Genomic DNA, 13,282 nt, shown 5'->3' on the forward strand with positions numbered 1-13,282 from the left:
CGGGCTCCGGGGGCGCGCCCCCGGAGCCCCGCGACTGCGCGCCGCGTACCGCGTCGTCAGACGAGCTTGGTGACGTCCAGCTCGCCGGCCGCGTACTGGCGGCGGATCACCTTTTTGTCGAACTTGCCGACCGAGGTCTTCGGCACCGCCGGGATGACGGCCCAGCGCTCGGGCAGTTGCCAGCGGGCGATGCTCTCGCCGAGGAAGGCCCGCAGCTCCTCGTAGCCGACGGCGTTGCCGTCCTTGAGGACGACCGTGGCCAGCGGCCGCTCGCCCCAGCGCTCGTCGGGTACCGCCACCACCGCGGCCTCGGCGACGGCCGGGTGGGCCATGATGGCGTTCTCCAGCTCGACGGAGGAGATCCACTCGCCGCCCGACTTGATGACGTCCTTGGCGCGGTCGGTCAGCGTCAGGTAGCCGTCGTGGGTGATGGTGCCGACGTCACCGGTGCGCAGCCAGCCGTCGGGGCTGAACTTGTCCTCGGGGCGCAGCGCTTCGGCGTCGGCGCCGCCGTAGTAGGCCGCGGCGATCCACGGCCCGCGGACCTCCAGCTCACCCGCGGACTCCCCGTCCCAGGGCAGCACCTCGCCGGACGGGCCGACCAGCCGGGCCTCCACGGAGGCGGGGAAGCGGCCCTGGGTGATCCGGTACGGCCACTGCTCCTCCTCGGTGAGGCCGGCCGGCGGGTGGGCCATGGTGCCGAGCGGGGAGGTCTCGGTCATGCCCCAGGCGTGGAGGAGGCGGACGCCGAGCTTGTCGTACGCCTCCATCAGGGAGGGCGGGCAGGCGGAGCCGCCGATGGTGACGTGGCGCATGCTGGTGATGTCGCGCGGCTTGGCGGCGAGTTCGGCGAGCAGGCCCTGCCAGATGGTCGGGACCGCGGCGGCGTGCGTGGGACGCTCGCTCTCGATCATCTCGGCGAGCGGGCCGGGCTGCAGGAAACGGTCCGGCATCAGCATGTTGATGCCGGTCATGAAGGTGGCGTGCGGCAGGCCCCAGGCGTTGACGTGGAACTGCGGCACGACGACCAGGGTGGTGTCGGCGTCGGTCAGGCCCATCGACTCGGCCATGTTGACCTGCAGGGAGTGCAGGTAGATCGAACGGTGCGAGAACAGCACGCCCTTGGGATCGCCGGTGGTGCCGGAGGTGTAGCACATGGCGGCGGCGGAACGTTCGTCCAGCTCGGGCCAGTCGTAGCTGTCCGGGCGGCCCTCGATGAGGGACTCGTAGGCGTGCAGGGTGGGGCGGCAGCCCTCCAGCGGCGAGGTGTCGCCGGGGCCGACCACGACCACGTGCTCGACCGACTCCATGGCCGGCAGCAGCGGTGCCAGCAGCGGTATCAACGAGCCGTTGACCAGGATCACGCGGTCGGCGGCGTGGTTGGCGATGAAGACCAGCTGCTCGGCGGGGAGCCGGAGGTTGAGCGTGTGGAGGACCGCGCCCATGGAGGGGATCGCGAAGTACGCCTCGACGTGCGCGGCGTTGTTCCACATGAGGGTCGCGACGCGGTCGTCGCGCTGGACGCCGAGCTCGTCGCGCAGCGCGTGCGCAAGGCGGGCGGCGCGGGTCCCGATCTCGGCGAACGAGCGGCGCTGCGGCTCGCCTTCGCCGGTCCAGGTCGTGACCTGGGACCGGCCGTGCACGGTCGTGCCGTGGGTCAGGATCCGGGACACCAGCAGGGGAACGTCCTGCATCGTGCTCAGCACCAGGCGCCTCCTCGTTGAAGCGGCTACGCGTAAGTAGGTGGGTGCTGAGATTCTGCTGGCATACCGAGCGGTATGTCACTACCCCACGCGCAATTCGGGGTCCTCGCGGAGTTTGCCCAGGGCGCGCGAGACCGCGCTCTTGACCGTACCCACCGAGACCCCGAGCGCCTCGGCGGTCTGGACCTCGCTCATGTCCTCGTAGAACCTGAGGACGACCATCGCCCGCTGGCGGGCGGGCAACCGGGAGATCGCGCGCAGCAGCGCGTCCCGCTGGGCCTGCTGCTCGGCCTCGTCGGGGCCGGTCACGGCGTGGCCGTGCGGCTCGGGCAGTTCGTCGGTGGCGTACTCCTCGACGCGGCGCCTGCGCCACTGCGAGGTGCGGGTGTTGACCAGCGTGCGGCGCACGTAGCCGTCCAGCGCCCGGTGGTCGTCTATCCGGTCCCACGCCAGGTAGGTCTTGGTCAGGGCGGTCTGCAGCAGGTCCTCGGCGTCGCAGGGGTTGGCGGTGAGCGAGCGCGCGGTCCGCAGCAGCGCCGGGCCCTTGGCCCGGACGTAGCGGGTGAACTGGGCCTGGGAGGCGCTTGTGCACACGGGCGTGGTCATGGCTCAACGCTAGGAGCCGGTCCGGGTGCGGGGGATCCGCCGCAGGTGCCGAAGCCGGGTCACCCTGAAGTCGTAGGGCGGGGGGCCGCCCCACCTCCGGAGGGCTGAGGCCGGACCCGCCGCCCCTACGGGTCACCCCGCAGGGACGGCGTTCCCGCGGCCGCCCGCCGGTTCATCCGACGACGGCCACCGGCCCGTCCAGGCGGTCGCGGTCGATCGCCAGGCGCCGGCCGCCGTGCTTCTCGCGCACGCTGCCCGAGTACTGGTGGATGCGTCCGTGCGGATGCCAGGCCTCCCGTGCGAGCACCGGTTCGTCGCGGACCGCGGGCTTGCCCTGCCAGCGGGCGAACCAGACGGCGCGCGGCAGGTCGTCGTAGCCCTCGCGGCGGGCCCGCTCGATGTGCCGGATGCCGGACTCCGAGCTGCTGTAGAGCCCCGGCAGGTAGCCGGCGTCGTCGACCTCGCGGTCCCAGCCCCGGATGAAGTCGAGGGTGTGGTCGGCGCAGTGGGACCGCTTGACGTTGTATGCCTCCATGTCGAGGTAGAGCGCGCTGCCCTCCTCGAAGCCGAGGGCAGCGGCCCTGCGCACGGCGTCCCAGCCCTCGCTCGCCCCCTGGCCCCAGGGGTCGTCGGTGCTCATCCGGTGGTTGCGCAGATGTCTGCCGCGTACGCAGGGAGACTGCGAGCCGACGTAGATGGGCAGGATGCGCCAGCCCATCCGGTGCACCGAACGCACCCAGTTGCGGTTGAGGTGCCGCTGGGTGCTGCAGGCGCGGGCGCGGCCGCCGTAGTAGACGCCGATGGCGCGGTATCTGGAGCGCAGCCAGGCCCGCATCGTGGACAGCGGTGGTGTGCGGCAGGTGTCGAAGCCGTAGCCGCGGTAGACACGGGCCGGGCCGCCTCCGGAGGGGGCGCCCTCGTCCCCGCCGAGGCCGTAGGGGAGGTCGAGGCCGTCCAGGAGGCCGGTGTCGGCGAAGCCGAACGGGCCGTCGTCACCGCCGTCACCGGGCGCCCGGGCCGGCCGGTACGTCCGGGCCGAGACCGCCTCGGAAGCCGTCACCGAGGCCGCCATGGAAGCCGTAGCCGTCACCGAGGCCGGCTTGACGACCGAGGCGGCGGGCCGCGGCACGACGGCCTCGGCCGCGGTGGGCCCGGCCAGCAGGCAGGCAACCACCATCGCCACGATCGCCCCGCGTCGGATGATCGGCTTGTGTTCGCACATGCGTCGAGTGAACGCAGGCGTCTTCCCGCGCATCAGGAAGCCACGCCCGCTGGTCAGCCGTACGCAGCAACACCCGGCCCCGGATGGGCCGCCGGGCACCGGGTCCTGATCAGTCCGCCGCGCCCAGCAGCAGCCCCGGGGTCGGCACCGCCGTACCTGCCGTTACCAGGACATGGGCCGCGCCCGGGATCTGGTTGACACTGGTGCCGCGCGACTGCCGCACCGCCTCCACGATGCCGTGCACGCCGCGCAGGCGCCGACCGAGCCGTCGGATTGGCGAGAGGGCGGCGTCGCTGTCAAGACGCCCGGACGGATGGCGTTGTCCACAGGCTGTGGACAACGTCGGACGTGACTGCGCGACGGCAGTGAGGTTGCCGTCGCGCAGTCGCCCCTTCAGTCCCGCGACCCGCCCCGGCGGCGGGCCGGTCCGCTCACCACATGGGTCCGAAGTGGATGTCGAGCGATGGCTGGTTGATGGTGGTGAAGGCCGAACCGACCACGCTGGCCGTGCTGTTCTGGTTGGCGGCCCCCGCCCCCGTAGCGGCCTGCTGCGTGGTCGTCACGGTCCCGAAGTTGTCGCGGCCCACGGTGCCGCCGCTGTTGCTCACCACGGTCGCGTTGGAGGTGCCACCCGCCACGGCGCCGTTGTCGGCCACCGCCGTGCCGGCGAACAGCGCCGCCGCCAGCGGCACCGCGGCCAGGGCGGCCATGACTCGGGCGGTACGGATGCTTGCCATGTGTTTCCCTCCGAGGAGTGGATACGAGTGCGCGGTGCGGCCGGCCGACCGCTCCGCCGGCTCTGCGACGTCGCCGCAAGCAGAGTTGCCCAGCGCCGCTGCGGACAAGCCGGACCTTGATCCCTTTCGCTCGCAAGCATGACGATCTGTCGACAAACCTCCACAACCGCCATGACTGACCTGCTCGGCCACATCTCGGGCACCACGACCCGGGCCCCGCGGACGCGGAATCGTTACGGCACGACTTTCGGCCAACCTCGGCGGCCACCGGGGTCGCCGCCGTGCCGCCGTTCGAGCGGATGCCGCCCGTCCGCGGTGCGTGGCGCTCCGGAAGGCGGCCGTTTGTTTCCTACGCTCCGGCTGACGGGACCCCGCCGGTCCGTCGCGCCCTCGCACCCGCACGTCCCCCGCCCGGCCGCACCGCTTCTCCAGGGGAGAGAGGTGACCCGGTGTCCCGTACCCGATCCCCGCTGACCCGGCTGGTCGCCGTACCGCCCCTCGGCGCGGCCTGACTCGCCGGCTGCGCGGAACGCGCCCCGTCCGGGCACCCCCACGCCACGGACCGGCGGCACCCCACGGTGCCGCCCCCTCCCGCACGCGGTCAGCGCGCGCCGAAGCGCCGCGCCGCCGCCACGACCGCCTCGCCCATGGCGGGGCTGCCCGTGTGGCCGGAGTCGTCGATCACCTGGAGCTCCGCACCGGGCCACGCCTTCGCCAGCTCCCACGCGGTCGTCAGCGGACTGCCCAGGTCAAGCCGCCCGTGGATCAGCACCCCCGGGATCCCGGCGAGACGGTGCGCGTCGCGCAGCAACTGACCCTCCTCCAGCCAGGCGCCGTTGGCGAAGTAGTGAGCGCAGATCCGCACGAAGGCGACGAGGTCGTCGTCGGGCCGGTCGCCGTAGGCCCCCGGCTTCCCGTTGGTCTCGTGCGCGATGACCGCGTCCTCCCAGGTCACCCAGTCGCGTACGGCCTTGTCCCGCACCGCCGGGTCCGGGCTGTTCAGCAGCCGGTCGTACGCGGCCGGGAGGTTCCCCTCCCGCTCCCCGGGCGGCACCCCGTCCCGGAACGTCTCCCACGGCCCGGGTACCAGCCGGGCGACACCGCGGTAGAGCCAGTCGATCTCCTCCCGCCGGGTCGTGGTGACCCCGACGATCACGATCTCCGACACCCGCTCCGGGTACCGCTGCGCGTAGGCCAGGATCAGCGTCGACCCCCACGAGCCGCCGTACAGCATCCACCGCTCGACGCCCAGGTGCTCGCGCAGCCGCTCCATGTCGGCGATCAGGTGCTCGGTCGTGTTGTGCTCGAGCGACACCGCCGGGTCCGAGGCGTGCGGCAGGCTCTGCCCGCTCCCTCGCTGGTCGAACAGCACGATCCGGTACACCTGGGGATCGAAGGTCTTCCTGCTGCCCCGCTTCCCCCCGGCCCCCGGGCCCCCGTGCACGCACAGGACCGGCTTGCCCTCCGGGTTCCCGCTGGTCTCCCAGTAGACGCGCTGCCCGTCCCCGACGTCGAGCAGCCCCGACGCGTACGGCTCGATCAGCGGAAATCCCGCTGCTGCCATCACGATCCCCTCCTCCGCACCGGCGAACCACCCCCGCGAGGCTAGCCGTTCACGCGCCGGACCGCGGCCCGCGTCACTCGGGGCCCGAGCGGGGCCGGGGGAAGGGCCCGGGTTCCTCCGGTCCGTCCTCCTCGCCCGCCGCGGAGGGGCGGTGGCGGTCCAGGGCCGGCAGCTCGGGCACCAGGTGGGCGTGGGCCCGGCAGACGGCCGCGGTCTCGGCGATCGACACCAGCGGGGTACGGATGTGGGACCAGCCGCCCGAGGCGTCGCCCGCCACCGCTACGCCCATCCGGTCCCGGGCGATGGCGGTCGCGGCGGCCATCGCCTCGGGCGAGATGTCGCCCAGGCCCACCTCAGCGGTCTGCTTGTTGACGCGGTGGACGACGCGACCGGTGAGCTGGGACCGGAGCGTGGCGGCGCCCTTGCCGAGCTCGACCCCGAACCGCTGCCCGCAGATCTCCAGGTAGATGCCGACCGCGCGGGCCCGTTGGGCCAGCCGGATCAGGTTCGCCACCATGCGGTCCCGGCGTTCCTCGTCCTTCTTCGTCGCGCTGAGGAAGAGTTCGGCGACCTCGTCGACCAGCACCACGACGGGTACCGGACGCACGTACGCGGGCAGCCCCCAAATGTCGGAGGCCACCTCCTCGTCCGGGGTGTCCAGCGCCGTGCGCTGGCACTCCTTGAGCAGCGCGAAGCGGTGCTCCATCTCCCCGACCAGCGCGTCCAACAGCTCCGCCGCCTGCTCCCGGTCGGTCGCCAGGGCCGACAGCCGCGACGCGTAAGGGATCTGCTCCACCCCGCCCTTGCAGTCGATGCCCACCAGGGCCACGGGCAGCCTGGCCAGGTTCATGATCAGGTTGCGCTGGTAGGTCGACTTGCCCGACTGGTTCGCCCCGAGGGTGAGCGCGTGCGGGATCTCCCGGTAGTTCCGCACGAAGGCGGTCCCGTCGTCCCGCAGCGCCACCGGCACCACCATCGGGCCGGACGGCAGGCGGCGCGGCATCCGCACCTCGCGAAGCACGTCGTAGCCGGTCATCCGCAGCTCCACCAGCCCGGGCCCGAGCTCGGCCACGTGCACCGCGTGCACGCCCCACGCGTGGCGCAACCGGTTGGACGCGGCGGCCACATCGGCCGGCTCCAGCCCGCCCGGCAGCCGCAGCCGCACCCGCATCCCGGTCAGCGAGCCGCCCACCCGCCGGATCCTGGGCGGCACCGGCCGCACCTCCCGGCGTCCCACCGCCCACCCCGCCAACGCCCTTGCCCGCGACGGCGGTACGGCCAGCCCGCACGCCGCCATCGTGGAACCGTAGGTCGACAGGAACCGCCCCCAGGCCAGCGGCAGCCCGAGCAGCAGCCAGAACGCGACCGGGAACCGTCGGCGGCCGTAGGCCAGGCCACCGGCCGAGGCCAGCAGCAGACCCAGGAGCGCGACACCCGTCATGGTGATCAGCCCTTGCCGTTCGGGACGGCGGCCGGGACCGGCGCGGTACCCACCCGCGGCAACACGCGAGCGGATCCCATGACCGGTTTGACCGTTAAGCGTATTCTCCCAGCCCCATCCCCGCCTCCCGGTCACCGACACCGTGGTTCCACCCGGGGGGCCGCGCCCCGTTCGGCCGACGGCCGCGGCCGGGATGTTCAACCCCACCAGGACGCAGGGGCGATTGATCGATCGGCCGGCGTCTACCCGGCCGACGGCCGGCACGGCACGGCACGCCGCGACCGCGGCAAAGTGGCGCGGGCGATGGGGTACGGCCATGGACTCCTGGGAACTGGGCATCGGCCAGGAGACCACCGGCCGCCGCGTGGCCGTCGTGCGGGTGGGGGCCGAACGCGGTCTCGACGGCCTCTGGGCCTCCTGGAACGGCAGGAAGTCCAAGGGGGGCCCGCACCCGGAGACGGTGCCTACACCCGGCAGACGACCGTCCGGTTCGGCGGTGGCACCACACCGGTGCCCGTGGCAGCGGCAACCTCCAGGTGCTGTGCGGCGTCCTGCCGGGCCGAGGACGACGGCATGCACACGCTCGGCAGCACCCGTACCCGGGGCGAGGACGAACTCCGGCGGGAAGCTGTTGGGTGCGGCGGCATCGAGACCTTCACGTACCCCTGGCGCACTGCCTACGGGCTGAGCCACGGCACGAAGAAGGGGCGCCCCCGTGTCTGGGGCACCCCTTCTGTCCAGCGCCTTCGCCGGCCATTGCGGAGAGTGTGGGATTTGAACCCACGGTGACATCGCTGCCACGACGGTTTTCAAGACCGTTCCCTTAGGCCGCTCGGGCAACTCTCCCCGCGCCGCGGAGTCCGGCTGGTGGGCCGGGCGGCGCGGGGGACAGCCTAACGGGTCGGCTCAGCTGGTGCTGTCGCCCTTGCGTTCGCCGAGGGTGAGGGTGGCGGTGTGGGTCTGGCCGTCACGGGTGTACGTGAGCTTGACCTTCTCGCCGGGCTCGTGCTGCCAGATCTCGCCGATGAGGGTGGGGCTGGAGTCGACCACGGTGTCGTCGAACTTGGTGATGACGTCGCCGGAGCGCAGGCCGGCCTGGTCGGCGGGGCCGCCGGCGGTGACGGCGTCGGCGCCGGTGGCGATCTTGGCGCCCTCGCCGCTGTAGCTGGAGTCGACGTGGACGCCGATGACCGCGTAGACCGGCTCGCCGGTCTTGATCAGGCCCTCGGCGACGCGGCGGGCCTGGTCGATGGGGATGGCGAAGCCCAGGCCCACGCTGCCCGCCTGGGAGGTGCCGTCGTTGCTGCCGGTGGACTGGATGGCGGAGTTGATGCCGATGACCGCGCCCTCGGAGTTGAGGAGGGGGCCGCCGGAGTTGCCCGGGTTGATCGAGGCATCGGTCTGTATGGCGCTCATGTAGGAGGCGTTGGAACCCTCCCCGTCGCTGGAGGCGATGGGGCGGTGCAGGGCGCTGACGATGCCGGTGGTGACGGTGCCGGAGAGCCCGAAGGGGGCGCCGATGGCGATGGTGGAGTCGCCGACGGCCACCTTGTCGGAGTCGCCGAGGGCGAGCGGGGTGAGCTTGTCGGGGGTGACGCCCTTGAGCTTGATGACGGCGACGTCGTAGCCCTGGGCGCGGCCGACGACCTCGGCCTCGTACTTCTTGCCGTCGGAGAACGTGGCGGTGAGCTTGCCGCCGTCGGCGGCGGGGGCGACGACGTGGTTGTTGGTGAGGATGTGGCCTTCCTTGTCGTACACGAAGCCGGTGCCGGTGCCGCTCTCCTGGCGGCCGGTGGCCTCGATCGTGACGACGCTGGGGAGGGCCTGCTTGGCGATGCCCGCGACCGAGTCCGCGGCGCGGCTGAGGTCCTTGGGGTTGCCGACCGAGGAGACGGTGGTCGAGGAGCTGTCGTTGCGGTCCGCGGCCCAGAAGCCGACTCCGCCGCCTATGCCGCCCGCGACGAGTGCGGCGACCAGCACGGCGGCGACCAGGCCGCCGGTGCCGCGCTTCTTGGGCGCGGGGGCGGCCGGCACCGGCGTACCCCAGACCGGGCCCATGGGACCGGAGGGCCCGGCGGGACCGCCGTACGGCTGGGTGGGCGGCGGCGCGACCGGCGGCAGGGGCGCGGTGCGCACCTCGGCGGGCGGTGCCGCGGGGGCGGCCGGGGGAGCGGCCGGGGGCCCCGCGGGAGGACCGGCCGGAGGCTCGGCCGCGGCGGGCGCCGGGGACGCCGGCGCGGTGGGGGCCGCGGGAGCCTCCGCAGCGGCGGGGGCGGCAGCCGGCCCCGGCGACGACGCCTGTGCCTCGGCCGGGGGACCGGCCGGCACGGCGGCGGGGGGCGCGGGAGGTGCAGCGGGAGCGGCGGACCCAGCGTCAGCGGGCGGCTGCGTCGGCAGCGCCGCCGGGACCGGGCCGACCTCGTTCTCGGTGCTCACGGCTGTTCTCCTCGGATATGCGTTGTATGCCGTGCGTACGGTTACGGCTACGGTACGTACGACGACCGTCTTGATGGACACAGCTTTTCCCACCGGATGTCAGGCCGCCGTAAGCAGCGGCCGTTCCCGGCCCGGCGGATGGCACGATAGCCCGGTGACTGATCTCCGCGCGATCCAGGTCGTGGCTCACCGGGGAGCGTCCGAGGACGCCCCGGAGCACACGCTCGCCGCCTACCGCAAGGCGATCGAGGACGGCGCTGACGCCCTGGAGTGCGACGTGCGCCTCACCGCCGACGGCACGCTGGTCTGCGTGCACGACCGCCGGGTGAACCGCACCTCCAACGGGCGCGGCGCGGTCTCCGCGCTGGAGCTGGCGGACCTGAGGACCCTGGACTTCGGCAGCTGGAAGGCGCAGGGCGGCACCGGACGGGCCGGCGGGACGCGGCGGCGCCCGTCCGCGGAGCTGCGCTCCCTCCTCGACGCCGACGCCGAGGCCCCCGACCGCTTCGACGGCGGGCAGGACGAACTCAGCGGCGTCCTGACCCTGGAGCGGCTGCTGGAGCTGGTCGCGGACACCGGCCGCCGGGTGGAGCTGGCGATCGAGACCAAACACCCCACCCGCTGGGCGGGCCAGGTCGAGGAGCGGCTGGTGGAGCTGCTGGACCGGTTCGGGATGCTGTGGCCCAAGCCGGGCGAGCCGTCGCGGGTCCGTGTGATGAGTTTCTCCTCCCGTTCGCTGCGCCGGATCCGGATGGTCTCGCGCGACCTGCCGACCGTCTTCCTGATGCAGTACGTACTGCCCCGGCACCGCGACGGCCGGCTGCCGGCCGGGGTGGGGATCGCCGGGCCCGGCATCCGCATCCTGCGTTCCCACCCCGGGTACGTGGAGCGGCTGCACGAGGCGGGGCACCGGGTCCACGTGTGGACGGTGAACGAACCGGAGGACGTCGAACTCTGCGTGCGGCTGGGCGTCGACGCCGTCATCACCAACCGCCCACGGCAGGTTCTGGCCCAACTCGGGCGCCACTGAAGGGAATCCGGAGAATCACGATCCACGGGCGTTGTGCACCGGCGCGTTCGGAACCTGTTCGATCGTTGTGTGTGCCCCAAGAGATCGCAGTTGGCCGGTTTCCGGCGCAGAACGAGAGGGCATCCATCCCGTGGCGTGGGGTGAAGGAGGTCTCGGGGGTGGCGTTGGTGGTGGCCCAGGAGGTGCCGACGTCCTCGACCATGGCCTTGCCTCATGGTCCGGGGGGCGTGGGCGAGGCGCGGCGCAGGCTGCGCAAGGAACTGTGCGCGAACGGGGTCGCGGAGCCGGTCGTCGACGACGCGGTGCTCATCATGTCGGAACTGCTCAGCAACTCCTGCCGGCACGCCCGGCCGCTGGGCGAGGACACGCCGGCCCCCAGCGGCATCGGCATCAGGGCCGCCTGGCGGATCGACGCGGACGGGCTGCTGACGGTGGAGGTCACCGACGGCGGCGGGCCGACCCGACCACTTCCGGCCAGTCCCTCGCTGACCGCCCGCGGCGGCCGCGGGCTTGGCATCGTACGGAACCTGTCGCTGCGCTGGGGCGTGCGCGACGCCCCCGGCGAGGTCACGGTGTGGGCGATGCTCGCGGTGCGCGGCCGTCACGCGCGGCGCGACGACCTCGCGCCGCAACTCGACATCCCGATCGACTTCGCGGACCCCTTCGACGACCTCCCGTAGGCCCCGCGGGGCAGTTGCCCGGCCCGCGCGGGCGCGACCTCCGATGGGGGCGGACGGCGTGGCGCTAGGCTCACGGCCGGAACACCGCCGTTACCGGGAGAGATCGAGCCATGGCGAAGAAGCGCCCGACGAAGACGAAGGCCCCCGCCCGCCCGCAGGTCACGGACGGGGAGATCCCCGCCGTCGGGGCCCGGGAGCCCTGCCCGTGCGGCTCGGGACGGCGCTACAAGGCCTGCCACGGCCGTGAGGCGGCGCACGCGGTGACGGAGCTGGTGCGGCGGCCGTTCGAGGGCCTGCCGGGCGAGTGCGACTGGGTGGCGTTGCGTGAGCTGGTGCCCGCCGCCACGGCCGAGTTGACGCTCAGGGACCCGCTGCCGGAGGGCGTGCCGTCCGTCACCCTGGCGACCGTGCTGCCGATGGCGTGGCCGGGGCTGCGCCGCGACACCGGCGCGGTGCTGCTGGGCCTGCAGAACGACACCGCTTCCGGGGACATCAGCCGGGACCTGGCCGACACCCTGCTGCGCGCGCTGCGGGCGGAGCCGGGCAACCCGGTGGGCGGGGAGCGCCCGGCGCCCGAGGGTCCCCGGCTGCAGGATCTCCTCGACCTGGACGCCGCGTTCGAGCCGGTGGTGCACACCGGCTTCGAGTTCTGGCTGGAGAACGCGGATTCCGCCACCGGCGAGGTCGCCGCCTCGCTGGAGCGGGCGAACGCGGCGGTGATCCCGACCGTGCGGCTGGCTGGTGTCGACGCCGCGTACTGGTGCGAGACCCCGGAGAAGAACCACCTGCGCTGGGTCATGCCGCACCCGGAGGAGCAGTTGCTGGACGCGCTGGCCCGGCTGCACGCCGCCGGCGCCTCGTCGCTGGGCGAGGGCACGCGGCTGGTGGGCTCGTTCCGGGCGCACGGACTGGTCGTCCCGGTGTGGGACCTGCCGATGGGCGTCTCGGCGGACGAGGTCGAGAAGCCGGCTGCGGCCTTCGGCGAGCGGCTGGCCGAGGCGCTGGAGCGGACGACCCCGCTCACGGCGGAGGAGCGGCGGGCGCGCAGCGGCTTCACCAACCGGCAGATCACCCTCAGCTGACCGGTCTCCCGCGCCGGTAGTCGCAGTTCAGGCCATGATCGCCGCCGGGTGATCCTGGTCACAGCCGCTGCCGGCCGGGCCCGGAACCGGGGCCGGAACCCGTACCCCGGATTTGCGTACAGGCGAAGTCTTGTTACCGTTTGAACAGTCCGGTCGCTGGTGCATCCCCCGTCGCCAGCGACCGGACGTTTCCATGTGCGGGTCAGTGCGTGGATCCACTGCGCAGCAGCGGGTGTTCCCCGCCCTCCTCGGCGATCTCCGCCACCGCCATGTACGGCTCCGTAACCTCCGCCACCGTCGGCTCGCGCGGTGTCTCGCAGCTCCCGCTCCCCTCGTCCGCGGTGATGACGCACCGCGCCTGCACCGTCCGGCCGTCGGGCCGCATGAGGGTCAGCACGCCGTCCAGGGGCCGGCCCGTGGTGTTGGTGTAGTACGTGCGAGCCCAGGTGTCGCCGTCCTCGTCGATGGTGCAGGTCTGCGCCCGCAGGCCTGCAGGGGAGGCGAGTTGGGGACCGCAGGATGCGGTCTGGCGTTCGGATTCGGCCAGCTTCGGCAGGGTGTCGAAGATACTGGAATCGCTTGACAAGGGCTTGTCGTCCGTGACCGCCGTCGTCACGTCCACGGGCACGGCGGGGAGGACGGGCCCGGCGGTGGCGCCGGTCAGGGGCAGCATCGCGGCCGCCGCCACGACCGTGGCGAGGGCGGCCATCCGCAGGTTCGGCGCACGCATCATGCCCAGAACATAGCGGGAGAAACGGACATGGAACGGGGGCCGTTGCCC

The 13,282-nt window shown here is 73.2% G+C and carries 11 protein-coding genes, 1 tRNA gene and 1 pseudogene; 3 read left to right on the forward strand and 10 right to left on the reverse strand.

Annotation, left to right across the window (positions count from 1 at the left end):
* Window positions 1-56: 56 nt before the first annotated feature.
* The 9 genes and pseudogenes from AC3EUJ_RS00825 to AC3EUJ_RS00865 form a co-directional block, all read right to left on the reverse strand.
* Entirely contained in the window at window positions 57-1,706 is a 1,650-nt protein-coding gene (locus AC3EUJ_RS00825) for a long-chain fatty acid--CoA ligase (protein ID WP_431958888.1), read from the reverse strand.
* A 78-nt stretch (window positions 1,707-1,784) separates the two neighbouring features.
* The gene (locus AC3EUJ_RS00830; protein ID WP_431958889.1) at window positions 1,785-2,309 is read right to left on the reverse strand and encodes a SigE family RNA polymerase sigma factor; all 525 of its coding nucleotides are present in this window, start codon (window positions 2,307-2,309) and stop codon (window positions 1,785-1,787) included.
* Window positions 2,310-2,481: 172 nt separating this feature from the next.
* Complete coding sequence (locus AC3EUJ_RS00835; protein WP_431958890.1) at window positions 2,482-3,531, reverse strand: DUF1906 domain-containing protein; 1,050 nt, start codon at window positions 3,529-3,531, stop codon at window positions 2,482-2,484.
* A gap of 109 nt (window positions 3,532-3,640) precedes the next feature.
* Window positions 3,641-3,784: pseudogene (locus AC3EUJ_RS00840) on the reverse strand (lipid-transfer protein); the annotation flags it as partial.
* Between the two features lie 178 nt (window positions 3,785-3,962).
* Entirely contained in the window at window positions 3,963-4,268 is a 306-nt protein-coding gene (locus AC3EUJ_RS00845; protein ID WP_431958891.1) for a hypothetical protein, read from the reverse strand.
* A gap of 601 nt (window positions 4,269-4,869) precedes the next feature.
* On the reverse strand, window positions 4,870-5,832 hold the full coding sequence (pip, locus tag AC3EUJ_RS00850; protein ID WP_431958892.1) for a prolyl aminopeptidase: 963 nt from the start codon (window positions 5,830-5,832) through the stop codon (window positions 4,870-4,872).
* Between the two features lie 73 nt (window positions 5,833-5,905).
* Complete coding sequence (locus AC3EUJ_RS00855; protein WP_431958893.1) at window positions 5,906-7,273, reverse strand: FtsK/SpoIIIE domain-containing protein; 1,368 nt, start codon at window positions 7,271-7,273, stop codon at window positions 5,906-5,908.
* A 759-nt stretch (window positions 7,274-8,032) separates the two neighbouring features.
* A tRNA-Ser gene (locus tag AC3EUJ_RS00860) sits at window positions 8,033-8,119 on the reverse strand.
* 60 nt (window positions 8,120-8,179) lie between these two features.
* Window positions 8,180-9,709: a S1C family serine protease gene (locus tag AC3EUJ_RS00865; protein ID WP_431958894.1), complete on the reverse strand. Its 1,530-nt coding sequence runs from the start codon at window positions 9,707-9,709 to the stop codon at window positions 8,180-8,182.
* A 154-nt stretch (window positions 9,710-9,863) separates the two neighbouring features.
* Here AC3EUJ_RS00865 and AC3EUJ_RS00870 point away from each other — a divergent pair, with 154 nt between their 5' ends.
* From AC3EUJ_RS00870 to AC3EUJ_RS00880, 3 genes are all read left to right on the forward strand, one after another.
* Window positions 9,864-10,739: a glycerophosphodiester phosphodiesterase gene (locus AC3EUJ_RS00870; protein WP_431958895.1), complete on the forward strand. Its 876-nt coding sequence runs from the start codon at window positions 9,864-9,866 to the stop codon at window positions 10,737-10,739.
* Window positions 10,740-10,897: 158 nt separating this feature from the next.
* Entirely contained in the window at window positions 10,898-11,419 is a 522-nt protein-coding gene (locus AC3EUJ_RS00875; RefSeq protein ID WP_431958896.1) for an ATP-binding protein, read from the forward strand.
* Window positions 11,420-11,529: 110 nt separating this feature from the next.
* A complete protein-coding gene (locus AC3EUJ_RS00880) occupies window positions 11,530-12,501 on the forward strand; it encodes a DUF5926 family protein (RefSeq protein WP_431958897.1) in 972 nt (323 codons plus the stop codon).
* 202 nt (window positions 12,502-12,703) lie between these two features.
* On the opposite strand, the gene AC3EUJ_RS00885 is transcribed toward AC3EUJ_RS00880, so the two are convergent.
* Entirely contained in the window at window positions 12,704-13,234 is a 531-nt protein-coding gene (locus AC3EUJ_RS00885; protein WP_431958898.1) for a hypothetical protein, read from the reverse strand.
* Window positions 13,235-13,282: the final 48 nt, after the last annotated feature.

This window comes from Actinacidiphila sp. bgisy160, from assembly GCF_057707815.1.

Bases quoted from the DNA above. Each gene is read 5' to 3' on its own strand.
- pip (WP_431958892.1), bottom strand. From the start codon at position 5,832: ATGGCAGCAGCGGGATTTCCGCTGATCGAGCCGTACGCGTCGGGGCTG.
- AC3EUJ_RS00885 (WP_431958898.1), bottom strand. From the start codon at position 13,234: ATGATGCGTGCGCCGAACCTGCGGATGGCCGCCCTCGCCACGGTCGTG.
- AC3EUJ_RS00880 (WP_431958897.1), top strand. From the start codon at position 11,530: ATGGCGAAGAAGCGCCCGACGAAGACGAAGGCCCCCGCCCGCCCGCAG.
- AC3EUJ_RS00830 (WP_431958889.1), bottom strand. From the start codon at position 2,309: ATGACCACGCCCGTGTGCACAAGCGCCTCCCAGGCCCAGTTCACCCGC.
- AC3EUJ_RS00845 (WP_431958891.1), bottom strand. From the start codon at position 4,268: ATGGCAAGCATCCGTACCGCCCGAGTCATGGCCGCCCTGGCCGCGGTG.
- AC3EUJ_RS00835 (WP_431958890.1), bottom strand. From the start codon at position 3,531: ATGTGCGAACACAAGCCGATCATCCGACGCGGGGCGATCGTGGCGATG.
- AC3EUJ_RS00855 (WP_431958893.1), bottom strand. From the start codon at position 7,273: ATGACGGGTGTCGCGCTCCTGGGTCTGCTGCTGGCCTCGGCCGGTGGC.